Annotated in this window: 18 protein-coding genes and 2 pseudogenes; 13 read left to right on the top strand and 7 right to left on the bottom strand. The window is 72.6% G+C overall.

Annotation, left to right across the window (positions count from 1 at the left end; all coding sequences use genetic code 11):
- Positions 1-3: 3 nt before the first annotated feature.
- Positions 4-1,683: an amidohydrolase gene (locus ACH4U8_RS15550; RefSeq protein WP_360307446.1), complete on the top strand. Its 1,680-nt coding sequence runs from the start codon at positions 4-6 to the stop codon at positions 1,681-1,683.
- Between the two features lie 18 nt (positions 1,684-1,701).
- On the opposite strand, the gene proP is transcribed toward ACH4U8_RS15550, so the two are convergent.
- Together proP and bcp are read right to left on the bottom strand one after the other, a co-directional pair.
- The gene (gene proP / locus ACH4U8_RS15545; RefSeq protein ID WP_395778884.1) at positions 1,702-3,177 is read right to left on the bottom strand and encodes a glycine betaine/L-proline transporter ProP; all 1,476 of its coding nucleotides are present in this window, start codon (positions 3,175-3,177) and stop codon (positions 1,702-1,704) included.
- 75 nt (positions 3,178-3,252) lie between these two features.
- Positions 3,253-3,729: a thioredoxin-dependent thiol peroxidase gene (gene bcp, locus ACH4U8_RS15540; RefSeq protein ID WP_360307440.1), complete on the bottom strand. Its 477-nt coding sequence runs from the start codon at positions 3,727-3,729 to the stop codon at positions 3,253-3,255.
- A gap of 242 nt (positions 3,730-3,971) precedes the next feature.
- On the opposite strand from bcp, the pseudogene ACH4U8_RS15535 reads away from it, so the two are divergent.
- The 7 genes and pseudogenes from ACH4U8_RS15535 (at position 3,972) to ACH4U8_RS15505 (ending at position 9,750) form a co-directional block, all read left to right on the top strand.
- Positions 3,972-5,011 (top strand): annotated as a pseudogene (locus tag ACH4U8_RS15535) (energy-coupling factor ABC transporter permease).
- A gap of 2 nt (positions 5,012-5,013) precedes the next feature.
- Positions 5,014-5,775, top strand: coding sequence for a cobalt ECF transporter T component CbiQ (gene cbiQ / locus ACH4U8_RS15530; RefSeq protein WP_395778313.1), 762 nt, complete (start codon positions 5,014-5,016; stop codon positions 5,773-5,775).
- Positions 5,772-6,548, top strand: a complete 777-nt coding sequence (locus tag ACH4U8_RS15525) for an ABC transporter ATP-binding protein (RefSeq protein WP_360307434.1) — start codon at positions 5,772-5,774, stop codon at positions 6,546-6,548. The genes cbiQ and ACH4U8_RS15525 overlap by 4 nt, the downstream gene beginning before the upstream one ends.
- A gap of 304 nt (positions 6,549-6,852) precedes the next feature.
- A pseudogene (locus tag ACH4U8_RS15520) lies at positions 6,853-7,134 on the top strand (DUF3618 domain-containing protein); the annotation flags it as partial.
- A 184-nt stretch (positions 7,135-7,318) separates the two neighbouring features.
- On the top strand, positions 7,319-7,621 hold the full coding sequence (locus ACH4U8_RS15515) for a co-chaperone GroES (protein ID WP_052173837.1): 303 nt from the start codon (positions 7,319-7,321) through the stop codon (positions 7,619-7,621).
- Between the two features lie 204 nt (positions 7,622-7,825).
- Positions 7,826-8,488 (top strand): RICIN domain-containing protein, encoded by a 663-nt coding sequence (locus tag ACH4U8_RS15510; protein ID WP_395778311.1) that lies wholly within the window; start codon positions 7,826-7,828, stop codon positions 8,486-8,488.
- A 221-nt stretch (positions 8,489-8,709) separates the two neighbouring features.
- A complete protein-coding gene (locus ACH4U8_RS15505; protein ID WP_395778882.1) occupies positions 8,710-9,750 on the top strand; it encodes an LLM class flavin-dependent oxidoreductase in 1,041 nt (346 codons plus the stop codon).
- Between the two features lie 58 nt (positions 9,751-9,808).
- Here the strand turns inward: ACH4U8_RS15505 and ACH4U8_RS15500 are convergent, their stop codons facing one another.
- On the bottom strand, positions 9,809-11,371 hold the full coding sequence (locus ACH4U8_RS15500; RefSeq protein WP_395778309.1) for a molybdopterin-dependent oxidoreductase: 1,563 nt from the start codon (positions 11,369-11,371) through the stop codon (positions 9,809-9,811).
- Positions 11,372-11,559: 188 nt separating this feature from the next.
- Here ACH4U8_RS15500 and ACH4U8_RS15495 point away from each other — a divergent pair, with 188 nt between their 5' ends.
- Positions 11,560-12,255, top strand: coding sequence for a GNAT family N-acetyltransferase (locus ACH4U8_RS15495; protein ID WP_395778307.1), 696 nt, complete (start codon positions 11,560-11,562; stop codon positions 12,253-12,255).
- Here ACH4U8_RS15495 and ACH4U8_RS15490 read toward each other — a convergent pair.
- The 4 genes from ACH4U8_RS15490 to ACH4U8_RS15475 all read right to left on the bottom strand — a co-directional run bounded on the left by ACH4U8_RS15490 (position 12,234) and on the right by ACH4U8_RS15475 (position 21,128).
- Positions 12,234-17,039, bottom strand: coding sequence for a DNA repair ATPase (locus ACH4U8_RS15490; protein ID WP_395778305.1), 4,806 nt, complete (start codon positions 17,037-17,039; stop codon positions 12,234-12,236). The genes ACH4U8_RS15495 and ACH4U8_RS15490 overlap by 22 nt on opposite strands.
- A 47-nt stretch (positions 17,040-17,086) precedes the next feature.
- Positions 17,087-19,117: a flotillin family protein gene (locus tag ACH4U8_RS15485; protein WP_395778304.1), complete on the bottom strand. Its 2,031-nt coding sequence runs from the start codon at positions 19,115-19,117 to the stop codon at positions 17,087-17,089.
- Positions 19,118-19,247: 130 nt separating this feature from the next.
- Positions 19,248-19,910, bottom strand: a complete 663-nt coding sequence (locus ACH4U8_RS15480) for a hypothetical protein (RefSeq protein ID WP_360307411.1) — start codon at positions 19,908-19,910, stop codon at positions 19,248-19,250.
- Between the two features lie 126 nt (positions 19,911-20,036).
- Positions 20,037-21,128 carry a PucR family transcriptional regulator gene (locus tag ACH4U8_RS15475; RefSeq protein WP_395778880.1) on the bottom strand — a complete coding sequence of 364 codons (1,092 nt, stop codon included), beginning with the start codon at positions 21,126-21,128 and terminating at the stop codon, positions 20,037-20,039.
- Between the two features lie 169 nt (positions 21,129-21,297).
- Here ACH4U8_RS15475 and ACH4U8_RS15470 point away from each other — a divergent pair, with 169 nt between their 5' ends.
- The 4 genes from ACH4U8_RS15470 to ACH4U8_RS15455 all read left to right on the top strand — a co-directional run bounded on the left by ACH4U8_RS15470 (position 21,298) and on the right by ACH4U8_RS15455 (position 25,744).
- Positions 21,298-21,963, top strand: coding sequence for a response regulator transcription factor (locus ACH4U8_RS15470; protein ID WP_360307408.1), 666 nt, complete (start codon positions 21,298-21,300; stop codon positions 21,961-21,963).
- Positions 21,960-23,138: a sensor histidine kinase gene (locus ACH4U8_RS15465; protein WP_395778302.1), complete on the top strand. Its 1,179-nt coding sequence runs from the start codon at positions 21,960-21,962 to the stop codon at positions 23,136-23,138. The genes ACH4U8_RS15470 and ACH4U8_RS15465 overlap by 4 nt, the downstream gene beginning before the upstream one ends.
- Before the next feature lie 153 nt (positions 23,139-23,291).
- Positions 23,292-24,185 (top strand): ATP-binding cassette domain-containing protein, encoded by an 894-nt coding sequence (locus tag ACH4U8_RS15460; protein ID WP_395778300.1) that lies wholly within the window; start codon positions 23,292-23,294, stop codon positions 24,183-24,185.
- Positions 24,182-25,744 carry an ABC transporter permease gene (locus ACH4U8_RS15455; RefSeq protein WP_395778298.1) on the top strand — a complete coding sequence of 521 codons (1,563 nt, stop codon included), beginning with the start codon at positions 24,182-24,184 and terminating at the stop codon, positions 25,742-25,744. The genes ACH4U8_RS15460 and ACH4U8_RS15455 overlap by 4 nt, the downstream gene beginning before the upstream one ends.
- The last annotated feature ends 10 nt before the right edge of the window (positions 25,745-25,754 follow it).

The raw sequence follows: 25,754 nt of genomic DNA, 5'->3' as shown, positions 1-25,754 counted from the left end.
ACCGTGTCCCACACCGCCGATCTGGTCCTGCGCAACGCCCGCCTGCACACCGTGGACCCCGACCTGCCCGAGGCCGAGGCACTCGCGGTGCGCGCGGGCCGGATCGCCTGGGTGGGGGCGGACGCCGACGCCGCGGCCTGGATCGGTCCGGACACCGTCGTGCTCGACGGCGCCGGGCGGCGGGTGTTGCCCGGCTTCGTCGACGCGCACAACCACGTGCGGCTGGGCTCGGACGACGCGTGCGTGCAATTGGCGGGCGTGCGCACGCTGGCCGGCATCCACGAGCGGATCGGCACCTGGCTGGCGGCCAACCCGGACGCCGAGTGGATCGAGGCCGAGGCGTTCGACTACTCGGCGATCCCGGACGGCCGGATGCCGCGGGCGAGCGACCTGGACCCGGTCACGGGCGCGGTGCCGGCCTTCGTGCTCAGCTACGACGTGCACACCGCGTGGCTCAACAGCGCGGCGATCAAGCGGCTCGGGATCACCCGGGACAGCGACATCCTGCCGTTCGGCCGGGTGGACAAGGACCCGGAGACGGGCGAGCCGACCGGCTTCGTCAAGGACTTCGCGGTCCGCGGGCTCTCCCGTGACGGGCACCGGGCGCTGCGCGAGCTGGGTCTGCCCTGGGCCTCGGCCGACCGGCAGTACGGCCGGCTGGCCAAGAGCCTGGACGACGCGATCCGGTTCGGCATCACCACCGTGGTCGAGCCGCAGAACTCGCTCGACGACCTGGCCCTGTACACCCGTGCCCGACACGAGGGCCGGCTGCGCTCGCGCGTCGTCGCGGCGCTGTTCCACCCGCGCGGCACCACCGCGGCCGACCTGGACGAGTTCGCCGAGGCCGCCCGCACCTACGCCGACGACCGGCTGCGGGTGGGGCCGCTCAAGCTGTACATCGACGACGTGGTCGAGCCGCGCACCGCCGCGCTCCTGGAGCCGTACCGCGGGTGTGCGCACCACCGGGGCGAGACGTTCTACCCGGCCGAGGAGTTCGCCGACCTGCTGGCCGAGTTGGACGGCCGCGGCTTCCAGTGCTTCGTGCACGCCACCGGCGACCGGGGCATCCGTACCGTCCTGGACGCGGTCGAGCACGCCCGTACGGTCAACGGCGCACGCGACGCGCGGCACCAGGTCGTGCACGTGGAATGCCTGGACCCGGCGGACGTGTCGCGCTTCGCCGAGTTGGGTGTGGTCGCCTGCATGCAGCCCAGGCACTGCGCGCCGGAGATCGCCGGACCGGGTCGGGACTGGGCGGAGAACGTCGGCGAGGAGCGCTGGCACAAGGCGTGGCCGATGCGGAGCCTGCACGCGGCGGGCGCGGTGTTGGCGCTGTCCAGCGACTGGAACGTGGCCGAGATGGACCCGATGGTCGGCGTGTACACCGCGCTCACCCGGGCGCCGCTGGCCGGCGGCCCGTCCTGGATCCCGACCGAGACGCTCGACGTCGAGACCGCGGTGCGCGGCTACACGATGGGCTCGGCGTACGCCAACTTCCTTGAGCACGAGCGCGGTTCGCTGACCGTCGGCAAGCTCGCCGACTTCGTCGTGCTCTCCCGGGACGTCATGACCATCGCCCCGGCCGACATCTTGGGCACGGTCTGCGAGATCGTCGCGGTCGGCGGCGAGATCGTGCACACCACCGAAGCCGAGCGCACCACCGAAGCCGTGCACCCCGCCTGACCGGCCCCGCCGTGCCGCCTACGGTCGCTGCGCCGCCACCAGTTCGCGGGCCTCCTCGACCGTTTCCACCGCCGGGGGCGAGCCCATCAGCGGCTTGCGCGCGGTCTCGGTCATCGAGATCGCGGCGACCAGGCCCACGACGGCCGCGAGCATCATGTAGAAGGCCGGCATGTAGTCGTTGCCCGTCCCGCTGACCAGCGCCTCGCTCACGAACGGGGTGGTGCCGCCGAACAGCGAAACCGAGATGTTGAACGAGACGGACAACGCTCCGGAGCGGATCTCGGTCGGGAACAGGGCGGGCAACGCGGCGGACATGGTGGCCAGGAAGCAGACCAGGACCAGGCCCAGGATCAGCAGGCCGATGAAGATCGGCACCAGCCGGCCGGTCTGGAGCAGTACGAAGCACGGCAGCGGCAGCACGATGAAGCCGACGCAGCCGGCGATGATCACCGGCCTGCGGCCGATCCGGTCGGTCAGCGCGCCCAGCGGGTGGATCACCGCGAGCAGCACGACCATCACCACGACGATCTGCAACAGGCCGTGCGTCTCGTCGTAGCCGAGGGTGTCGGAGAGATAGGTCGGCATGTACGACAACAGCATGTAGTCGTTGATGTTGTACGCCGCGACCAGCGCGATGCAGATGATCATCGCGCGCCGCTGGCCGAGGAAGATGCGCTTGAACTCGCTCAGGGTCTCCGACCCGCTCCCGGCATCGTCGCCCTCGCCCGCCGCCGACCGTTCCAGCACCTTCGCGAACGCCGGCGACTCCTCCAGCCGCAACCGCAGATACAGCCCGATCACCCCGATCGGACCGGCCACCAGGAACGGGATGCGCCAACCCCACGACCGCATCTCGTGCTCGCTGAGCACCGCGGTCAGCAGGGTGACCAGGCTCGCCGCCAGGATGTAGCCGATCAGCGTGCCGAACTCCAGGAAGCTGCCGTAGAACCCGCGCCGCTTGTCCGGCGCGTACTCGGCGATGAAGGTGCTCGCGCCGCCGTACTCGCCACCGGCCGAGAAGCCCTGGAGCATCCGGAACAGGATCAGCAACACCGGCGCCAGGAAGCCGATCGTGTCGTAGCCCGGAATCAGCCCGATGCACAACGTGCCGCTCGCCATCATCAGCATGGTGATCGCGAGCACCTTCTTGCGCCCGATCCGGTCGCCGAGCGGCCCGAAGAAGAAGCCGCCGAGCGGTCGGACCAGGAACGCGGCGGCGAACGTCGCGAACGAGGACAACGTCTGCGCGGTGTCGTTCCCGGACGGAAAGAACACCTTCCCGATCGTGACCGCCATGTAGGCGTAGATGCCGAAGTCGTACCACTCCATGGCGTTGCCGAGCATGGTCGCCCGGACCGCGGTGTCCACCGTCTTGGTGTCGACGACCGTGATGTCTTCCTCGCGCACCTGTCTCCCTCGCCTTGCGGTCGCCCCGCGCTCCAGGTTGGGGCAGACCGCCGCGCAAGACGGGGCACGACACAGGCTTACGCGCAAAAAGCCCCGAATCACCCGAAGATCGGGCGAATCGGGGCCGTTCTACGGAGCTCCGAGCGGAGCGTCCGAGCGAGCTCAGGCCGCGTCGAGCTTGAGGTCCTTGATCAGCTTGGCGACGTGACCGGTCGCGCGCACGTTGTAGAGCGCCCGCTCGATTCGGCCGCTCTCGTCGACGACGAACGTGGAGCGGATCACGCCCTTGACGGTCTTGCCGTACATGGTCTTCTCGCCGAACGCGCCGTACGCCTCCAGCGTGCTCTTGTCCGGGTCGGCGACCAGCGTCACCGTGAGCTTCTCCTTCTCCCGGAACTTGCCGAGCTTCTCCGGCTTGTCCGGCGAGATGCCGACCACGTCGTAGCCCGCGCCGGCGAGCAGCTCCAGGTTGTCGGTGAAGTCGCACGCCTGCTTGGTGCAGCCCGGGGTCAGTGCGGCCGGGTAGAAGTACACGATGACCTTGCGGCCCGCGTAGTCAGACAGCGAGACGTCCTTGCCGTCGGCGTCGGACAGGGTGAAGGCGGGGGCGGTGTCGCCCGCCTGGAGGCGGTCGCTCACGAAGAACTCCTCGGATCGCTCGGCAACGTATGCCGCCACGCTAGCGCTGCCGTCCGACCGATTCGGCTCCCGAGCGCCGCGGCGCGGTCGCGCGTCCCGCAGGGGCGTCGTTCGTCAAAGCCGGGCAAAGAACGCCCCCCGTGCGCCGTTGTTGCCTCGATCACCCAATTGCGAGCCTTTTGCAGTTGCGGCCACAAGCCATAAAATCCCACAGCCGAATCCGGCATTTCGGGAGGCGTCACATGCACATACCCAACGGGTTCATCGACGGCCCGGTATCCGCGGGGGCCGGAGTCGTCGCCGTCGCCGGGATCGCCGTCGGCCTGCGCGGCGCGCGCCGGGAGCTGGACGAGCGCACCGCGCCGCTGGCCGGCCTGGTCGCGGCCTTCGTCTTCGCGGTCCAGATGCTCAACTTCCCCGTGGCCGGCGGCACCAGTGGCCATCTGCTGGGCGGCACCCTGGCCGCGATCCTGGTCGGCCCGTACACCGGCGTGTTGTGCGTGGCGGTGGTGCTGCTGATGCAGGGTCTGTTCTTCGCCGACGGCGGCCTGACGGCGCTGGGCCTGAACATCACCATCATGGGCATCGTGACCGTCGTGGTCGGCTACGGGCTGTTCCGCCTCGTGCTGGGCCTGCTGCCGGCCCGGCACTCGTCGGTGCCGATCGCCGCGTTCGTCGGCGCGCTCGTCTCGGTGCCCGCGGCGGCCTGCGTGTTCACCGTTTTCTACGCGATCGGCGGGACCACCGACGTGTCGATCGGCAAGGTGGCCGGCGCGATGATCGGCGTGCACGTGCTGATCGGCATCGGCGAGGCGATCATCACCGCGGCCACCGTCTCCAGCGTGCTCGCGGTCCGGCCCGACCTCGTCCACGGCGCGCGCGGCCTCGCGCGCCCGCTCGAACTGCGCTCGGCAGGGGGATCCCGATGACCCGCGTCCGTACTCGCACCCTGCTGATCGCGGGCGCGCTGCTCGCCCTCGTGCTGGCCGGTTTCGTGAGCTATTACGCGAGCCAAAGCCCGGACGGCCTGGAGAAGGTGTCCGCGGACAAGGGCATCGACGCCAAGGAGCAGGAACACCAGATGAAGGACGGCCCGCTGGCCGACTACACCGTCAAGGGCGTGCACAACGAGCGGCTCTCCGGCGGTCTGGCCGGCGTGATCGGCGTGGGTGCCACCCTGCTCGTCGGCACCGGCGTCTTCCGGCTGGTCCGCAAGCGTTCCACCGGCACCGACCCGGCGGGTGCCCGCACCGCCGACTCCGGCGCGGGCGACGGCGCCTGATCATGTCCGCAGGACACGGCCATCGGCTGTACCGACCCGGCGACTCGCCGATCCATCGACTGCCCCCGCACTGCAAACTGCTCTCGCTGGTCGCCTTCGTGCTGGTCACCGTGTCCACACCGCGCGAGGTCTACTGGGTGTTCGGCGGGTATGCCGTGCTGCTCGCCGCCGTCGCCGCGCTCGCCCGGGTGCCGGCCGGCTTCCTGCTGCGACGCATGCTCGTCGAGCTGCCGTTCGTGGGCTTCGCGCTGCTGTTGCCGTTCGTGGCGAACGGGCCGAGCGTCGAGGTGCTGGGCCTGTCGGTCAGCCGGGACGGCCTGCTCGGCGCCTGGAACATCATGGCCAAGGGCACCCTGGGCGTGATCGCCGGAGTCCTGCTCGCGGCCACCACCGAACTGCGCGACCTGCTGCTGGGCCTGCAGAAGTTGCGGATGCCGCCGCTACTGGTCCAGATCATGTCGTTCATGCTGCGCTACGGCGCGGTGATCACCGCCGAGATGGGCCGGATGCGGATCGCCCGCGAGTCCCGCGGCTTCGTCGCGCGCGACCTGCGGCAGACCCCGGCGGTGGCCAAGTCCGCCGGCGCGCTGTTCATCCGCTCCTACGAACGCGGCGAGCGGGTGCACCTGGCCATGCTCAGCCGGGGCTACACCGGGACCATGCCGGTAATCCTGGACACTCGGGCGAGCGGTGCGCACTGGGCCGCCGCCGCGGCGCTGCCGGCGGCGGCGCTCGTGCTCTGGGCGGGTGCGCTGACCCTATGAACGGAGTACCTCACGTGAGCGAACCGACCGCCGCCCCCTCGCTGGCCGTCCGCGGCCTCGCCTACGCCTACCCCGACGGCCATCAGGCGCTGTACGGCGTCGACCTGACCATCGCCCGGGGCGAACGGGTCGCCCTGCTCGGCCCCAACGGCGCCGGCAAGACCACCCTGGTGCTGCACCTCAACGGCATCCTGACCGCGGGCGCCGGCACCGTCGAGGTGGCCGGGCTGCCGGTGGCCAAGGAGCACCTGCGCGAGATCCGTCGCCGGGTCGGCATCGTCTTCCAGGACCCGGACGACCAACTGTTCATGCCCACGGTCCGCGAGGACGTCGCGTTCGGCCCGGCCAACCTGGGCCTGCGCGGCGCCGCGCTGGAGGAACGCGTACAACACGCCCTGGCCCGGGTGGGCATGGCCGGCTTCGCCGATCGCCCGCCGCACCACCTCAGCTACGGCCAGCGCCGCCGGGTCGCGGTGGCCACGGTGCTCGCGATGGAGCCGGAGATCCTGGTCCTGGACGAGCCCTCCTCGAACCTGGACCCGGCGAGCCGGCGCGAGTTGGCCGAGGTACTGCGTTCGCTCGACGTCACCGTGTTGATGGTGACCCACGACCTGCCCTACGCGTTGGAGCTGTGTCCGCGCGCGCTGGTGCTGGCCGGCGGCGTCGTGGTCGCCGACGGGACCACCCGCGAGCTGCTCCTGGATCGCGACCTGATGGCCGCCCACCGGCTGGAACTGCCGTACGGTTTCGACCCGTCGTCGGTCCCGGCCTGACCGGCTCGCCCCCGCCCGCCCGCGCCACGCCACCCGGTTGACACGGGTGCGGGGCTGCACCTGACAGACTTGGGGAACACACGAGCGCAGGGGCCGGAGAGGACGGGTTGTGAGCGACCACGGGCGGGAACTGTCTCCGGCGGAGTTGGAGCGGCAAGGCCGGGCGGCGTTGGGCCGTCCGGTGACGGCACACGCTGAGCGGAGTCGGGTGGAGTCGGTGAACGGTGCGCACAAGGCCGACGGTTCGAACGCCGGGCACAAGGCCGGGGAGGCCGTCGACAAGCCGTCGACCGGCGACCAGCCGGACCGGCGCTCGCCGCAGCAGATCGAGCGGGACATCGAGGCCGCCCGGGCCAATCTGGCGGTGACGCTGGACGAGATCGTCGATCGGGTGAAGCCGGCCAACGTCGCGGCGCGCGCGAAGGACAAGGTCCGGGCGCAGTTCATCGACAGCGACACGGGCGCACCGCGCACCGAGCGGATCGTGCCGCTGGTGGGCGGGGTGGCGGGGCTGCTCCTGCTGGTCGTACTGGTCAAGAGCCGCGGCAAGGGCGACAAGAACGGCAAGGCCGGCAAGAAGCGCTGAGGTCCCGCACCGACGCCGGGCCGACCTCGCCGGGCCCGGCCGAGGCGGAATCGGATCGGGACATCACACCTCCCGGTGACGCACGTTCCGCGTCGGACGGGTAGCTTGTCGAAGCGTGAGTTCCGACAGGTCCCAGTCTTCGAGCAAAAACGCCCACGATCTCGGCGAGAAACTGCCCATCCGCATGCTGCACGACCGCGTGCTGGTCCGCCAGGACGCGGCGGAGGGCGAGCGTCGTTCCGGCGGTGGCATCCTCATTCCCGCGACCGCGCAGGTCGGCAAGCGGCTGGCGTGGGCGGAGGTGGTCGCGGTCGGCCAGAACGTCCGCACCGTCGAACCGGGCGATCGTGTCCTGTACGACCCCGAGGAGCGCGCCGAGGTCGAGGTGCGCGGTGTTCCGTACGTCCTGCTCCGCGAGCGCGATCTGCACGCGGTCGCCGCCGAACGCATCGAGGTTTCCGGCGAGGCCACCGGCCTCTACCTCTGACCGCGGACCGTCCGCCGAGAGATCCCCGAACAGCCGTCGAACGCCGGGTGGTGAGCCCTTCACCACCCGGCGGCTTCGTATGCGCGCGGTGGATCGGGCCGCCGGGATGGACCGAATCGGGTGAGCCGGCTCACTCCTGCGGGTGAACTCTTCTGCCAGGATGACCCGATCCGCACGAAGAGCCGGCCAAGAGGAGAGGGACAGATGCCGCGACGTCGGATCTGGATAGCGGCGCTGTGCGCGGTCGCGCTGGTGGGTTTCCTGGGCGGCGGCCTGGTCGGGGTGTTCGGTGGTGGCGGTGGCGGTGGTGGCAAGTCCGCCGCCGCGGCGACGTCGCCCGGTGCGACCAGCCCCTCCCCCACCACCGTGGTCGGTGCACAGGTCAGTACGCCGCCGACCACCGCCGCGCCCACCTCGACGTCCCCGTCACCGTCCAGGACCGCGCCGCCCAAGTCGCCGCTGACCCTGGGTGCCCGCTACGTGCTGACCCTCGGGGACGGCCGGGCGATGGACGTGAGCGGCGCCAGCGACCGGGACCGGGCCGCGGTGATCGCGTATCCGGCCGGAGCGGGCAAGGCGAACCAGCAGTGGGTGGTGCGCGACGCGGGCGGCGGCTTCGTCCGGCTGGAGTCGGCGCTCTCGCGCAAGTGCCTGGAGGTGTCGGGCGGCCGGGACTCGCGGGCGTACCAGGACGACTGCGGACGCGGCGACAACCAGTTGTGGAAGCCGCAGGCCGACGGCTCCGGTGTGGTCCTGCTGGCCCGCAACGGCTCGGCGCTCGGGCTGGGCGAGCAGAACAAGGGCCTGCAGGGGCTGGGCCTGGTGCCGGCCGGCTCGGGCGCGGTGTGGCGAGCCGCCGGCGCGTGAGCGGGCGCCGGGCGAACCGGCCGGGCCCGCCCGGCCCTGCGGCGGATGTGCTCCCCCACCGGGTGTGACCCCCTGCACGCCCGCCGCCCGGAACAGCGCGCGCCGCCCTGCGGTTGCACCTCAGAGCGATCGCGGCCACCCCACCCTCGGCGGCACGGGTGCACGGGTGCGCAATCGGGCGGGCGAGAAACGGCGAGGAAGAGGGACGCGGAGTGGACGCTGTGAAGCTGTCGGTACTGGACGTGGCCCCGGTGGGGACCGGGTATTCGGCGACCGAGGCACTGCGCACGAGCACCGAGCTGGCCCGGCGGGCCGAGCAATGGGGCTTCCATCGGTTCTGGGTGGCCGAGCACCACAACATGCCCGGCATCGCCAGCTCCTCGCCGCCGGTGCTGCTCGCCCACCTGGCCGCGCACACCTCCACCCTGCGGCTGGGCTCGGGCGGCGTGATGTTGCCCAACCACGCGCCGCTGGTGGTCGCCGAGCAGTTCGGCACGCTCCAGGCGCTGCACCCCGGGCGGATCGACATCGGCATCGGCCGGGCCCCGGGCACCGACCAGGTCACCATGCGCGCCCTGCGCCGCGGCGGTGGCGCCGAGTCGGTCGACGAGTTCCCGCAGGCGCTCGGCGAGCTGATCGGCTTCGTCACCGGGTCGTTCGCCCCGGATCATCCCTACTCGCGAATGCACGCGGTGCCCGGTCCCGCGTCCGGGATCGAGGCGGGCGGCGAGTTCGCGGCCGGCGAGGCGCCGGTGTGGCTGCTCGGATCCAGCGGCTACAGCGCCCAACTGGCCGGGATCCTGGGCCTGCCGTTCGCCTTCGCGCACCACTTCAGCGGGCAGCACACGGTGCCCGCGCTGCGGTTGTACCGCGAGTCGTTCCAGCCGTCCGAGTCGCTCAAGGAGCCGTACTCGATGATCGCGGCCGGGGTGATCGCGGCCGACACCCACGAGCAGGCGGAGCGGCTCGCGCAGTCCCAGGCGTTGTCGATGTTGCGGCTGCGCAGCGGCAATCCGGGCCGGATGCCCTCGCCGGAGGAGGCCGAGTCCTATCCGTGGACGCCGGCCGAGCGGGAGTTCGTGGCGAACTACCGACGCCAACACATCAGCGGTGACCTGGCCGAGGTGCGAGCCGGTATGCGGGAGTTGCGCGAGCGCACGCAGGTGGACGAGTTGATGGTGATCAGCAACGTCTACGGGCACGATGCCCGGATCCGGTCGTACGAGTTGATCGCGAAGGCGTGGGGGCTCATCGAGGAGTGAGCCCGGCGCCGGGCCCGGCTCGTTGTCGGGCTCCGGGCCCGGCTCGCCGGTCGGCGATTCAGCGCACCGTGACCTCGACGTGGTGCTGCCCGGTGGCGCCGTCGGGCAGCACGTCCGCGGTCTTGGCGGTCTGTACCGCGCCGGTGCCGTCGGTGGCTCGGACGCGCAGGGTGTGCCGGCCCGGCGTGGCGTCCCAGCGCAGGCGGTACTGCCGCCAGGTGTCGGTGGTGGTCTGCGGCGCGAGTTCGGCGGGCCGCCACGGGCCGTCGTCGACCTGGATCTCGACCGCAGCGATGCCTCGGTGCTGGGCCCAGGCGACGCCCGCGACCGGGATCGGGCCGGCCTCGACGCTGCTCCCGTCCCTGGGGGTGTCCAGTCGCGACTGGATCTTGATCGGGGCCTGCCGGGCCCAGCCGAGCCTGACCCAGTAGGCGCTGAACGTGTCGAACCGGGTCACCTCCAGGTCCACGAGCCACTTGCACGCGGAGACGTAGCCGTACAACCCCGGCACCACCATCCGCACCGGGAAGCCGTGTTTGATCGGCAGCGGCTCGCCGTTCATCGCGTACGCCAACATCGCGTCACGCCCGTCCAGCACCTCGCGCAGCGGGGTGCCGATGGTCATCCCGTCCGACGAGCGGGAGACCAACTGGTCGGCGCCGGGCCGGATGCCCGCCTCGCGCAGCAGGTCGGCCAGCGGGGTGCCCAGCCAACGGGCGTTGCCGATCAGGTCCTCGCCGACCTCGTTGGACACGCAGGCCAGCGTGATGTCCCGCTCGATCGCGACGCGCTCCAGCAACTGCCGGTAGTCGAGCCGGATTTCCCGGTCGACCAGGCCGTGGATGCGCAGCTCCCAGTCCTCGGCGCGCAGTTGCGGCACGGTGAAGGCGGTGTCGATCCGGTAGAAGTCGGCGTTCGAGGTCAGGTACGGGGTCAGGCCGGGTTCGAGCAGGCCGGGGCCGGCCGGGGCGGCGGGGCTGAGCGGTGTGGGCAGGTTCGCGGCGACCGCGGCCCGGGACTTCTCCGCGTTGAACCGGGCGTGTTGCAGCATCCGGCCGCCGAACCCGGTCAACGCGGCGAGCGCGGCGGCGCCGGCCACGAGCACCGTGCGGCGTGTGGTGTCCGGGGCCGGCTCGCTCACGCCGTCCTCGGGCGCGCCCGGCAGCGGGCGGGCGAGCGGGCGGCGGTCGATCAGGTCCGGCCGGGTCAGCACGACCAGCGTCAGCACCCCGAACAGCGTGCCGACCGACACCGGCGCCAGGTCGGCGGCTTCGAACGAGGGTCGGTCGGCGGCGGTCCACGCGGCGAAGGCGCCGAGCGCGAGCACCCCGGCGATCCCGTAGCGGAGCCGGCGGGCGGCGAGCACACCCAGTCCGGCGGCGAACACCACGAGCAGCACGGCGATCACGGTCAGCAGAAACGCCTTGTCGCCGGTCCCGAAGGTGCGGATCGCCCACTCGCGCGGCCCCTGCGGCGCCCGGTCGGTGACCGCGCCGCTGATCGTCACGAACGGGGTGGCCTCCGGTCGCACGAAGGCCGCGACCGCCTCGGCCACCCCGAGCGCCACCGCCGCCGAGACCACACCGACCAACGCGGCACCGGACCGACCAGAACGCCGCACAACGCCACCTCACGTCCGAGAACAACCCTGGCGAACGGCTCGCCAGGGCTGCCCCCCATCGTGGCTTCGCGCCGGCCCGCACGGGGAAATCCGCTGCTTACCGTTGTGTGACGAAGCACCCCGAGCCTTATTGCGAGTACCTTGCAATAAGCTTTCCGGGTCGAGTCGTCGATCCGTCTGGGGAAGCCGTGACCACCACCGTCCGCGAGCACCTTCCGTTCCCCGCCGCCGAACTGGTGCGGGCCTGGGTCACCGGTTGGGCGCCCGCCCGCGAGGTGCCGCCGCCGGTCGAGGTGGCGGGCGGCTTCCGGCTACAGGTGGGCCTGCCGGGTCATCGGGTGCGGTACGTACTCTTCGATCTCGATCGGGTGGCCGAACTCGCCCGGACCCGGACCGCTCCCGGGACCTGGATCAAGGTCCTCGCCCCGGTCGAGCGGGTGCGGGCCGAACTGACATCCGCGTGGACCGTGGGCGAGCCGGAGTATCCGATGACCGGACCGCTGCGGCGGGCGACGGTGGACGTGCCGAGCGGCTACACGATCGAGATCGAGCCGACGGGCGGGGTGGTCCAGGTCCGGCTGCGGGCCGCCGACGGTGCCGTCGCCGCCCACGGTTGGATCGCGGTGACCGGGGAGACCGCGGTGGCGGACCAAATCGGGACCGATGCGGCGCACCGCCGTCGGGGCCTGGGCAGCGTGGTGATGACCGCCCTCGGCGACGCCGCCGCCGCGCGGGGCGCCCGGACCGGGGTCCTGGTGGCCAGCCCGGACGGGCTGGCGCTGTACCGCACGCTGGGCTGGACGCAACACGGCGTGCTCACCGCGGCCTGGATCCCGGAGCCGGTCCGAGAAGACGATGCGGCTCAGCCCCGACCCGCCAGGTAGGCCCGCTTCACCTGCGCCCAGCGCAGTTCCTGGGCCGGCGTCGACCGGCCGCGCAGTTCGGCCAGCTTGAGCAGGTTCGCCTCCGCGTCGCCGGTCAACGTCTGGGCCTCCGCGGCGTAGTGGTCGTCCAACAGCGTTTCGACCTCGGCGTCGTCCAGCACCGGCAGGAGCCGCTCGGCCAGCCTGTTGGTGTCCCGATAGGAGCCCTGGAGGCGGAACGGCGGTTCGGTGCGCGAGGATTCGGACTGTGCCGCCGAGGCGATGTAGGCCCGGTTGACCGCGAGGACCGTCTCGCACACGTGCAACAGTCGGCGCAACACCGCCACGATGCGCTCCAGTTCGGTCGGATCGTACGGGTGGGCGAGGCGCTCCGGGCGGGCGGCGGCGTCGCCGCGGGCGAGCCGGACCAGCAGTTCCAGGTCGCCGCGCTCGCGACCGACGAGCGGGGCCAGGATCGGGTTCGCGGTCAGCGCGTTCTCGATGTGGCTCAGTGCGAACAGCTCCTCCCGGCCGCCCAGCACGTCGCCGAGGTTCCACACGTCGGCCCGGTTGGCGAGCATGTCCGGGATCCGGAAGCGGGCCCCGGACTCGGTGTACGGGTTGCCCGCCATGCACACCGCGAACCGCTTGCCGCGCAGGTCGTAGCTGCGCGCCTCGCCCGCTCGCACGCCCTCGATCCGGCGTTGCGCGTCGCACAACGAGACGAATTTCTGGAGCAGTTCGGGCGAGACGTGCTGGATGTCGTCCAGGTGCAGCAGCACGTTGTTGCCCAACTCCAGCGCGAAGCCGATCTTCTCGATCTCGCGCCGCGCGGCGGCGTCCGGTGCGGCGGCCGGGTCCAGGGACGTGGTGCGCGACCCCAGGGCCGGGCCGTCGATCCGGACGAACGCCAGGCCCAGGCGGGCCGCGACGTATTCCAGGAGCGTGGTCTTGCCGTATCCGGGCGGGGACAGCAGCAGCAACAGACCCTGGTTGTCGGTGCGCCGGGCGTCGCCGGCCGCGCCCAGTTGCCTGGCCAGGTTGTCGCCGATCAGCGGCAGATAGACCTCGTCGATCAGCCGGTTGCGCACGAAGGTCGGCAACACCCGGGGGGTGTGCGCGTCCGGCCGCAGTCGCTCGCGCTCGGCGGCGAGCAGGCTCGCCCGGGTGCGCTCGTAGGCCCGATACGCGGGCACCCGGACCCGGCGGAACTCGTCGGTGCGCAGCAGGAATTCGTCCAGCCGCAGGTCCAGCGTGCCGGCGCCGGTCAGGCGCGGGTGGCTGCCGAGCAGACCGGTCACGGTGGTCGCCAGGGGCGCGTCCACGGGGTGTCGGTCCAGCGTCTTGCCGCACACCTCGATCGCGATCGCCTCGGGCAGGTCGACGGGCGGGCCGGCGTCGAGTCGTTCGGCGTAGGCGCCGAGCCACGCGGCGACCAGTTGGTGGCGGGCGGCGAGGTCGTCGCCGAGGGCGCGCAGGTCCTCGGCGAAGTCCTTGGCGGCGGGTGAGCCGTCGCCGCCGAGCGCGGTGCGGAAGTCGGCGAGCAGCGTCCGGGCCGCGGCTCCGGTGACGAAACGTGGTCCGCCGGCCGCGAGTTCCTCGACCAGGTAGCCGCCGACCGCCTCCCCGGCCACGGTCGGCGCGCCGAGCGTGCCCGCCAGGAACTCGACGGCCCGTTCGCCGAGTTCGGCGGCCAGATCGTGCGCGGCCGGCACCGGGCCGAAGGTCTCCCGGGCCCGGGCCAACGATTGGGCCCGGATCGTCCACGGCGCCCGGGCGTCCGGACCGGCGCCGTAGGCCCAGAAGAGCTGGGCCGCGGCCCGCACCTGCGGCGTGAAGCGCAGCAGTCCGGCGCCGGCACGCAACCGCAGTACGGCCGCCAGCAGCGCCGCCGCGTCGTGGTCGTGCACGCCTCGGTCGTAGCCCTCGCCGTGCCGGGGCAGCGCGATCCGGCGCACCTCGGCGAGCAGTTCCTCGGCCGAGGGGGTGGCCGAAGCCGGGAATCGGATCTCGGCCAGCACCACCGCGGCGAGGTACTCGGCCCGGTAGACCTGCGGCGACTCCGAGCCCAACGGCTGGTCCCGAAAGGCCCGGTGCGCGGCCGGCAGCGGCTCGCGCAGCGGCGCGCGGTAGTCGGTGCCGGTGATCGCGAAGGCCAGGCCGTCCCCGTCCGGGAGCAGGGTCAACTCCATCGGCCGCCCGTGCACCGCGAACCGATGCCGGCCCAGCCGTACGGTTCCCGCCGCGTCGTGGAGTTCGGCCCGGTCGCGCAGGGCCCGGGCGGCCTCCTGCCGAGCGGCCTTGAGCCGGCCCTCCAACTCGCCGGCCCGCACCGGGTCGCCGAGTCGGTGCAGTTCCGCCGCGGTCGAGCGCACCTTGGCGACCAGCGCGTCGGAGGCGAACCAGGTGTTGATCTCGTCGGTGCTCGCCAGGTCGGCGACCCGGCGAGCGATCGTGGTCAGGATCCGCCGCGCCGAGTCGACCAGTCGGGCGCTGTGTCGGGCGCGCTCGTCCAGCCGGGCCTGCTTGCGGGCGGAGAACGCGTCGTGGACGCGCTCGCGTTCGTGGTCGATCCGGGCCTGGTGCTCGTCGAGATCGCCGAATCGGGCCTCCAGGTTCTCGATCCGGGCGAGCAGCCTGCCGAGTTGTTCGTCGCACTCCTCGGGATCGACGGCGGCGGACAGCGCGCCGACCACGGTCTGTTCCAGGAGGGTGATCTCGGCGGCGAATTCGGCGCGTTGTTCGGCCGCGACCAGCTCGCGCCGGCGGGTCGAGAGGGTGGCACGGGCCCGGTTGACCCCGCCGAGCACCTCGCCGATCCGGGTCAGGATCGTGGTGCGCACGGTGGCGTCGGTGCCCTCCAGCGTGCCGACCACCTCGGTGACGATGCGCAGGCCCTCGGCCTGTTCGTCGATCCGCTCGGTCAGCGCGGCCGATCCGGCGACGGTGTCCGACTCGGCGGCTTCGGCGGCCAGGCGGTCCACGGTCCGGTGGGTGTCGGCGAACGCGTCGGCGGTGGCGAGGAAGGCGACCGCACGCCGGCCGGCCTCGGCCAGTTCCTCGACCACGCTCGCGTCGAGGCCGTCCAGGGCCGCGGTGTCCACGTAGCGGATCTCCCGCAGGGTGGCCAACCGGCCCTGGGCCCGCCGCAGTTCGGTGAGCTGTCGGACGCACGCCGCGGCGCTGTCCGGGTGTTCGCCGCGCACCCGCCGGGTCAGCGTGACGGTGTTCGCGGCGGCCTCCTCGACCGCCTCGGCGGCGATCCGGCGCAGGTCCAGGACCCGGCGGAACTCCTCGACCACATCGGCCGCGGTGCCCCGGACGGCGGCCAACGGTTCGTCGAGTCGCTCGAGTTCGGGATCGGCGAGCCAGTGGTGGGTGTCCTCGACCCGGGCCGCGGCTGCGGCGATCGCGGCGAAGACCGCCGTGGTGGGCGCCATCTCCTCGGCCATCGCGGCGATCGAGAGGCAGTCGGCGATGCCGCGCACCAGTTCGGGGTTGCCGATCCGGGCCAGCGGGCCGGTCCCGGCGGGCCGCGCCGCCGCGTACGCGTCCGAGGTGTACGGCGTGCGCCACACCTGGATCGGGTGCACCCGGCCGGGTTCCTCGCCCACCGCGCGCAGCACCGCCATCGTGCCGTCCGCGAAGAACGCCCGGCCGTGTCCGACGATCGGCGCCGCGGCCTCCTCGCGGATCACGTTGTAGGAGAGCAGCACGGTGCGACCCTGGGCGCGGACCCGGAACACATAGAGCACGTCCTCGCCGTTGGGCGAGCGCACCGTCGACTCGAACTCCAGGCCGACGGTGTCGATGTCGAACGTGCGCGCGGTGCCGGTGCTCAGGTAGTAGCCGCCGGGGAAGACGATGCCCTGCTCGTCGGGAAGTCGCCGACAGGCCGCCCCGATGCCGTCCAGGCGCAGCACCTCGCCGGTGCGGGTGTTGTGCACCAGATGCCGCCACGCGTCCTCGTGGTACGGGCGCACCCGGACCAGCAACAGCGGCCCGACCCGGGCGTGTTCGACGTCCGCGTCGGCCAGCGACTGGAGCGGATCCTCAACCGGTTCGGCGTAGACGCCCTCGGCGGTCGCGGTGTCGTCCACCACCTTGACGGTGAGCCGGCCGTCGAGGGTGGACACGTACAACGTCTGTGCGATCGCGATGTGCGGATGCCGGCCCGGCACGTGGTCGGCGCGGGTGCTCGCGGTCCAGGCGAAGTCGTGTGCCGGCGGGAGGGCGTACTCGCGCTCGCCCTGCGCGTCCAGATAGGTCGGGCTGCCGTCCGGGCCGAGCCGCCAGCGCAACACCCGGATGTCGGTGAGCCGTTCGCCGACCCGAAAGACCGCGAGCAGGTGCGTGCCGGTGTCGCGCAGGTGCAGCAGTTCGGTGTCGCGGAAGTAGCGGAAGAGTTCGGTGAAGTCCTGCCGGAAGCGGGCGTCGTCGAGCAGACCGGGCACCGCGTCCGCCGGCGCCGGGGCGAAGCCCTCGGGCGTGCGCCGGTGCAGCGCGAACACGTCGTCGGGGCAGACCGGTTCGCCCGGCACGCCGCCGCCCCGGAGGCCGACCAGGAGCAGCCCGCCGACCTGGACGACGTCCCGGGCCCAGGCGGGGCGTTGCGTGTGCACCCGGTGGGTGTCGGCCAGGTCGAGCGTGCCGCCGCCGTAGGTGTGCACCCGGCGCTCGTTCAGCGCCCCGGCCCGCGCGCCCAGGTCGCGGGCCGCGCTCAGCAACCGGTCGCGCAGGACCTCGTAGGTCCCGGACTCGGCCTCGGACTCGGAACCGCCCCGGGCCGGGGCTGGGCTGCTCACGTTCGGGTCAACTCCCTTGTCGTACGGGCGGTTCGGGACGCCGGTGACTACTTGCCGGCGCCGTTGAGCTGCGCCGGGACCACCAGGTCGGCGAGTCGGGTGTCGCCGAGGCCGCCGGCCCGCACCGATTCGAGCAGGCCCTTGAGCACGGCGGTCTGCGGGCCGCCGCCGGCGATCAGCGCGCCGAGCGCGCCGGCCAGGGTGAGGTCGCGCACGCCGCTCGCGCCCAGGCCGCCGACCATCGCACCGAGGTCGGCGGCGAAGGTGGAGCCGTTCGGGTCCAGCCAGGCGCCGGCCATCGTGCGTACCGTGTCGGAGCGGTCCACGAACGCGTCCACACTCTTCCCGGCGGCCATCGCCCCCATGATGCGGTCGAAGAACATGCTGTCGCCGCCGACGATGTCGATCTTGGCGTTCTCCAGGCCGGTCGCCAGCACCGTGGCCTGGGCCTCGGCGATCTGCCGGTTCACCTCCAGGCCGGCCAGCCGGATCTCCTTCTCCGCCTCCAACCGCAGCCGGTATTCCTCGTGCTCGCGGCTGGACTCGTCCAGCGCGGCCATCGCGGCAGCCTTCTCGGTCAGGCCCTCGGCCTCGCCCTTGAGCCGCTCGCGCAGGCCCTCGGCGCTCGCGAGCGCCTTCTGCCGGGTCACCTCCGCCTCGGCGTGGCCCAGCTTGGCCACCGCCTCGGCCATCCGCTCCTGCACCTCGGCCTCGGCCAGGCCGACCGCCGCCGCCTCGGCCCGCTTGCCCTCGGCGCCGCGGATCGCCGCCTGGGTGTCCAGCTCGGCGGCCTTGCGCCGGGCCTCGGCCAGGGTGAGCTGCTCGGCCGCCCGGTGTCCGGCCGCCTGCTCGGCGGCCTCGGCCGCCTTGATGTCCTTGACCAGTCGCTCCTGCGCCTGGGCCTCGGCCTGGATGATCAACGCCTGGCGCTCGCGCTCGGCCTCCTCGACCAGCCGGAGCTTCTTGATCTCCTCCTCCTGCGCGGCGACGGTGCGCTCGACCGCGATCCGCTCCCGGATCACCTCGGCGATCTCGCGCTTCTCCCCCTCGACCTCCTTGTCGCCGGCGATCCGACGCAGTTGGGTCTCCCGCTCCCGGGCGATCACCTCCAGGAGCCGGTCCTTCTCGATCCGCTCGTTCTCCACCGCGATCACCCGCTCGCGGTTCTTCTGCGCGACGGCCACCTCACGCTCGCGGTTCTCGTTCTGGATCCCGAGCGCCTCCTCCGTCTTCATGTGGGCGCTCTGCGCGCGCAGCCGCTCCTCGGCCTGCACCCGGGCGGTCTCGGCCTCCTCGCGGGCCCGGCTGATCTCGATCTCCCGGCGCTGCTTGATCTCCGCGTCGGCCTGCCGGCGCTCCAGTTCGAGCACGGTCTCCCGGGCCTCGACGTTCTGCCGGGTCATCTCCTTCTCCTCGGTGCGCTGGTACTCGTTGGTGCGCACGTGTTCGATCGCGGTCAGCTCGGTGATCTTGCGAATGCCCTGGGCGTCCAGGATGTTCGCACCGTCGAGCTGGCTCATCGGGGTCTGTTCGAGGAAATCGATCGCGGCGTCGTCGAGGTGGTAGCCGTTGAGGTCGGTGCCGATCACCGCGAGGATGCGGTCCCGGAACTCCTCGCGCTTGGTGTACAGGTCGACGAAGTCGAGTTGCTTGCCGACCGTCTTGAGCGCCTCGGCGAACTTGGCGGCGAAGAAGTCCTGGATCGCGGCCCGATCGCTGGCCCGGTCCGCGCCGATCGCCTGGGCGACCTTGATCACGTCCTCGACGGTCTTGTTGACCCGGACGAAGAAGTAGATGTGGATGTCGGCACGGATGTTGTCCCGACAGATCAGGCCCTCGCGGCCGGTCCGGCGGATCTCGATGGTCTTCACCGAGATGTCCATGGTCTCGGCCCGGTGCAGCACGGGCAGCACCACGGCACCGGTGAAGGTGACGTCGACCGTGTCCGCCTTGGAGATGATCAGGGCCTGGCCCTGCGACACCTTGCGGTACAGCCGGGCCACGGCGAGCAGCACGACGAACAGGACGAGCAGGACGACGGCGACGAGCACACCGATGCCCACGGTGATGGCATCCATCAGTGAAATCCCTTGGTCGAACGGGACGTTGGTTGGCAGGAAGGCGGTTTCGGCGCAGGCGATCCCGCGGCCGCGACGCACGGCGCCGCGAGCGGGGTGGGGACGAGCACGAGGGGCGGGCGCGGCCCGATCAGCGCACCGTGCGATCCGGGTCCAGCGCACTGTCGAAGCGGGTGACCCGGAAGAACTCGCCCGCCACGTCGTAGTCGAAGATCAACGCGGTGCTGCCGGAGACCAGCCCGCTCTCGTCGGTGCGCACCTGGAGGATCGCGGTCGAGCCGTCCTCGGCGCGGACCTCGGCCTGGCCGAAGTCGGGGCCCACCCGGCCGGTCCGGACCCGACAGGTACGACCGACGAAGTCGGCGCGCACAGAGGGCCGTTCGGCCGGCAGGAAGCGCCGGCCCAAAGCTCGCACCAGGCGTGCGGCGAGCAGGCCGAGACCGAGCGCCGCGGGGAGCGCCGCGGCGCGCAGCCACCATCGGTCGGTCAGCGCGGTGCCGACCAGACAGACGAACCAGGTCACCACGATCGCGAACGAAAGGGTCACGGTGATCGGCACGCCGGCGGTGTCGCGAGGGTCGTGGTCCCCATGACCCGGATGACCACCGTGAGCATCATGGCCCCCGTGGGCCCAGGGCCCCCCATGATGTGCACCCCCATGGTCCCCGTGGCCGCCATGACCCACGACGACACCGCCGAGCAGCACCAGCAGCCAGTAGGCCGCCACCACGACGAGCGCGAAGCTGAACAGGACGGCGGGAAACGCCAGTGCCGCCCGCACGAAATCCCCCACCGTTCCACCCCCTCGGCTCGCTGTGCGCCGACATCGTGGCACCGGCCGCCCGGCCGGCGCATTGCCGGAAGCCGGCAGTGTTGACACCTGTTTGGCGTCCGGTACCGGGCCCGAGGGAAAGCGCGATTAAAGCGGGGTACCGGGCCAGCCCAAGAGCCGGGCACCCAGGGCGGCCGTCTCCAGGGTGTAGCGCTGGAGCGCGTCGCCCGGGTCGTATCCGGTCAGCGTGCGAATGCGCTCCAGCCGGTAGGACAGCGTGCGTACGCTGATCCGCAACCGGCGGGCGGCCTCGGCATTGACGTAACCGGCCGCCGCACACGCGGTGATCGTCTCCAGCAGCGGGCCCGCGCCGCCGCGCGCGTGCACGAGCGGACCCAGGGCGGTGCGGACCAGGTCCGCCATCGCCGCCCGGTCGCGCATCAGCACCGGGAAGACCAGCAGATCGCCCGCGTCCAGCACGGTGCCGGGCAACTCCAGCCGCACGGCCAGGTCGAGCGCGCCCAACGCCTCCTCGTAGGACAACACCACGCCGCTCGCCCCGGCGTGCGGTCGGCCCGTCGCGACCCGGTGCGCGCCCTCGTGGCCGGCGTCGGTCCGGGTCGCGTGCTTGGCGAACGCCGTCAGTACCGACTGCTCGTTCGCCGCCGCGATGCACACGAGCCGGCCGTCCTTGGTGGTCAACAACACGTCGCGCTCGCCGAACCGGCCGATCAACTCGCGCTCGACCCGGCGGGCCAGCGGATGCACCTCGTCGTAGTCGCTCGGGCCCACGGCCACCGCGACCGTGTGCGCCCGGGCCAGGCGCAGCCCGAACCGCTCGGCGCGCTCGGCCAACCGTCCCGGGTCGCTGCGGCCGTAGAGCAGATCGTCGATGAACTCGCGGCGCGCGGCCTCCTCCTGGCGCACCGCGAGCCGCCGCGCGCGCTCGTGCCCCGCGCCGAGGGCGGCGATCGCCGCATCGAGCGCGGCCAGCACCGCGTCCCCGCTCCGAGCCGCGCCGCTCACACTCGCCGCGCGCCCGATGCCCGGCAACGTGGCCCACGCCCGCCGGGTCTCGCCCAGGTACAGCCCGACCAGGGGGCGCCAATCGTGCCCGGCCTCCGCCGCCCGCTCGCCCGACTCCGCCAACGCCTGCAACTCCGCCCGCCGCAACAGCCGCCCGGTCTCGGAGACCTCCCCGAGCACCTCCGGCCAGCCGTCCGCGAACTCGACCGGCATCCCGTCGTCGCTCTCCACGTCCGGTCCCCCCGAAGCCCCACCCCGTTGCCGAATTCCCGAGACCGAAACGCTACCAACATTGCCGATTCCCGGCAGCGACCGGGCGCGCGGCGCAACACCCGGCCCTGGCAGGACGCGGCACCGAAGGGCGCCGGCAGAATCGAGGGTTGTGACGATCTCGGTATTGCTGGCGGACGACCAGGAAATGGTGCGGCGAGGGATGCGGCGCATTCTGGAGCGGCAGGCCGACATCGAGGTGGTCGGCGAGGCCGGCGACGGTGTGGCCGCGCTGGAGGCGGCACGGCGATTGCGGCCGGATGTGGCGCTGGTGGACATCCGGATGCCCCGGATGGACGGGCTCGAACTGACCCGACTCCTGGCCGGGCCGCACGCCGAGGTGCCGGTCAAGGTGGTCGTGGTGACCACGTTCGACCTGGACGAGTACGTCTACCCGGCGTTGCACGACGGCGCGTCGGGCTTCCTGCTCAAGCGGGCCGGCCCGACCCTGCTGGTCGAGGCGATCCGGGCGGCGGTGGTCGGCGACACCCTGATCAGTCCCTCGATCACCGTGCGCCTGCTCGAACACGTCACCCGACCGAGGCCGGCACGCGGCCGGCCCGCGCCGATCGAGGCGCTGACCGAGCGCGAGGTGGAGATCGCCGGCCAGGTCGCGGAGGGCAAGACCAACGCCGACATCGCGAGCGAGCTGTTCATCTCGCCCGGCACGGTCAAGACGCACGTGGCCGCCATCGGACGCAAACTGGGCGTGCGCAACCGGGTCGGCATCGCGATGCACGCCTGGGAGATGGGCTACGCCCCGGCCGGGCCGCGATGACCCCCGTTCGGCAGCGTCGCCGGATCGGCTGGGCCGTCGCGGCCGTGGCCCTGGTCCTGCTGCCGCTTTTGCTCGCCCCGCCCGTGGGGATCCTCGCCGCGCTGCCGGCCGCACTCGCCGTCGGTGTCGCGCTGCCCCGCTGGCCGATCGGGCGGGTGAACCTGGCGGGCGCCGCGTGGGTGGTCGTGGCGACCTCGTTGCTGCTCGACCTCTGCTATCCGGGCCCGCATCAACTCGCGGGCTTTTGGCTGCCGTTCGAATTCGTCGGCCTGTGGCTGACGGTCGAGCGGGTGGTCCGCCGGCTGCCGGCCCGCACCGCCGCACGGCTGGGTTCGGCGCTCGGCCTGGCCGTCGCGGTGCTTCCACTGCGCTTCACGTTGCGCGCCCCGGAGGCGACCTGGGAGGCGTCGGTGGCGATGTGCGCGGTGGCGCTGCTGCCCGCGGCGGCCACCGCCGGCGTCGGCCTCTACCTGCGCTCGCTCGACGACCGCCGCACCCGCGCGGTCGCCCTCGCCCGCCGGCTCCAGCGCCTGGAAGTGGCCCGCGACCTGCACGACTTCGTCGCCCACGAGGTCACCGGCATCGTCTTGGAGGCCCAGGCGGGGCAGCTCGACGAGCCGACCGGGCCGGACACCGAGCACACCCACGCGTTGCTCGCCCGGATCGAACAGGCCGGACTGCGCGCGCTGGACTCGATGGACCGCACGGTACGGACCCTGCGCGAGAGCGCGGGGGAGGGCGACGCGACTCAGTTGCCCGAGCCACCGACCCGGGTGTACGGAATCGCCGATCTCCCGCTCCTGGTCGAGCGCTTCACCGACTCGGGCCGGGTGCGCGCCGAACTCGACCTGGCCCCGGACCTGGCCGCCGTACCGCCCGGACCACTGGACGAGGCGGCCTACTTCGTCGTCCTGGAGGCACTCACCAACGTGCGCCGGCACGCCCCGGACACGGCCGGCGTCACGGTCGCGGTCGGCCCCGCCCGCGGCCCAGGGGTCGAGATATCGGTGACCGACCTCGGCGGCGGCGCCCGTCCCGCATCGACCGAACGGGACGGCGGCGGCACCGGGTTGGCCGCCCTCCGAACCCGCCTGGAAGCACTGGGCGGCACCTTGTCGGCCGGTCCCCACCAGGGCGGCTGGCGCGTGGTCGGGCTGCTGCCGAACCCGCGATAGCACCGGCGCACGGCGCCCCGACCCCACCGGATATCTGCCGAACGGCAGATGTCCCCGCTCTCGCGAACGCCCAGGCTGGTCCGGTGCCGCCACATCACGCGGCGCGGCGTCGGGCGACCCGTCCCGGCGCGTCATCGCGGAGGGTCGACCGACATGCTCGAACTGATCGACGTCACCAAGGAATACCCCGGCGGCAAACGCGCCGTCGCCGGCGTCACACTGCGCCTGGAACCGGGCCTGCTCGGGCTGTTGGGTCCCAACGGCGCGGGCAAGTCCTCGCTGATGCGCATCATCGCCACGGTGACCCGGCCGACCTCCGGGCGCATCCGCTTCGACGACGTCGACGTGCTCGCCGACCCGGACGCGCTGCGCCGTTCGCTGGGCTACCTCCCGCAGGACTTCGGGGTCTATCCGAACCTGGGCGCCCGCGAGTTCCTGGGCTACCTCGCCGCCGCGAAGGGCCTGAGCGCGCGCTCCGCCCGGGCCCGGATCGAGGAGCTGCTCGAAGCGGTCAACCTCGCCGACGTCGGCAAACGCCCGCTGGGCAAATTCTCCGGGGGCATGCTGCGCCGAGTGGGCATCGCCCAGGCGCTGCTGGCCGACCCGCGCGTGCTGGTCGTGGACGAGCCGACCGCCGGCCTGGACCCCGAGGAGCGGGTCCGCTTCCGCCACCTGCTGGCCGAACTCGCGGTGGACCGGGTGGTGCTGTTGTCCACGCACATCGTCTCGGACGTCGAGTCGGTCGCCTCCGACATCGCGGTGCTCGCCGCCGGAACCCTGCTCCGTCGCGCGAGCCCGGAGCGGTTGCTGCACGAAGTACGTGACGTGGTCTGGGAGATGACGGTGCCTCAGGACCAGGTGTCGGCCGCCCGGGGCCGCTGGGTGGTGAGCCGGATGGTGCGCACCGCGGCGGGCGTACGGCTGCGCGTACTCGCGCCGCGGCAACCAGCCGATTCCGCCGTCCCGGTCGTGCCCGACCTGGAGGACGCCTACCTGGCGATCGTCTCCGGCCTGCTCGCCGACAGCGCCCAGGCGGTGCGGCCGTGACCGCGGGCATCGTGGTGCGCCTGGCCGGTGCCGACTTCCGCGATCGGGTCCGCCGTCCGGCCTACCTGGTCACCCTGGCCGCGGCGGTCGCGCTCGCCTATGTGGCCATCCCCGGCCCCAACGCGCACTGGACCGTGATGAACATCGGCGACTACCGGGGCCGGTACGACAGCGCGTACGTGGGCACGGCCACCGCGCTGGCGGGCGCGCTGTGGTTGACCCTGGGCGGCTTCCACGTGGTGCGCGACGCGATCGGCCGGGACGAGCGCACCCGGGTCGGCCGGTTGCTGGCGGCGACACCACTGCGTACGTGGGCCTACCTCGCGGCCAAGTTCCTCGGCAACGTGCTGGTGCTCGCCTCGATGGTGGGCGTGCTCGCGCTGACCGCGGCCGGCATGCAGTTGCTGCGTGGTGAGGATCGGCGGATCGAACCGGTCGCGCTGCTCCTGCCGTTCGCCACCATCACGCTGCCGATGGTGGTGGTCACGGCCGCGATGGCGCTGCTGTTCGAGACGATTCCCCGGCTGCGTGGCACCCTGGGCACCGCCGTGTGGTTCTTCGTCTCGCTCACCGCGGCACTGGGCGGGCAGTCCGGGTCGGCGCCCCTGGGCGGCCTCGGCGTGCATGCCGCAGTCGCCTCGATGCGTGACGAACTCGTCGCGCAGAACGGCGAATTGGCCGGTCAGGAGTTCAGTCTCGGGCTGACCTGGCGGGACGAGCCGCTGCGCACCTTCGACTGGGCCGGCTTCACTCCCGGCGGCGTCTTCCTGCTCCAACGGCTGGCCCTGGTGCTCCTCGCGGTCGCCGTCGCGGTGCTGCCCGCGCTGTGGTTCGCCCGTTTCGACCCGGCCCGGGCCGGCACGCGCGTCGCCGTCGGGGACGAGCCGTCGACCCAGCCGGTTCGCCCGGACACACCGCCCGCGCTGCCGCGCACTCCGGCCCGCGTCGGCTTCACCTTCCCGCGTCTGCTCGCGGGCGAGCTGCGCATCCTGGTCCAGGGCGTGTCCCGACGTTGGTGGGTGGTGGCCGCGTCGTTGTCCGCGTTCGGCCTGGCCGCGACCGGGAACGTGGTGACCTCGGCGGTGCTGCCCGCGTTGTGGATCTGGCCGCTCATGGTGTGGTCGCGGCTGGGCACCCAGCGCACCGAACACGACTTGGCCGGCCTGCTCGGCGCCTATCCGACGCCGCGTCGACGGCTGTTCGCCGAGTGGACGGCCGGCCTGCTGCTGACCGTGTTGATCGGACTCGCCCCGGCCGTCCGGATGGTGGTCGCGGGAGACACCCCGGGGCTGGCCGCGTGGGCCGCCGGCGCGCTGCTGATCCCGTCCTTCGCCCTGTGCACCGGACTGGCCGGTCGCACCCACCGGCTCTTCCAGGCGCTCTATCTGCCGCTGTGGTGGGGCATCCTGAACAACATCACCGGACTGGACTTCATGGGCGCGATCCGCCGCCAGGGCGAACCGGCCGGACCGCCGTGGTTCGCGGTCGCGGCCGTGGCGGTGGTACTGCTCGCGGTGGCGATGGGGATCGGCGCGGCACGCCGGCCGGACCGCCGCTGAACGCGGGCGG

This window comes from Embleya sp. NPDC020886, from assembly GCF_044333915.1.
Taxonomy (GTDB): Bacteria; Actinomycetota; Actinomycetes; order Streptomycetales; family Streptomycetaceae; genus Embleya.
Note: the sequence above shows the minus strand (reverse complement) of the source record. Positions and strands in the feature narration are given on the sequence as shown.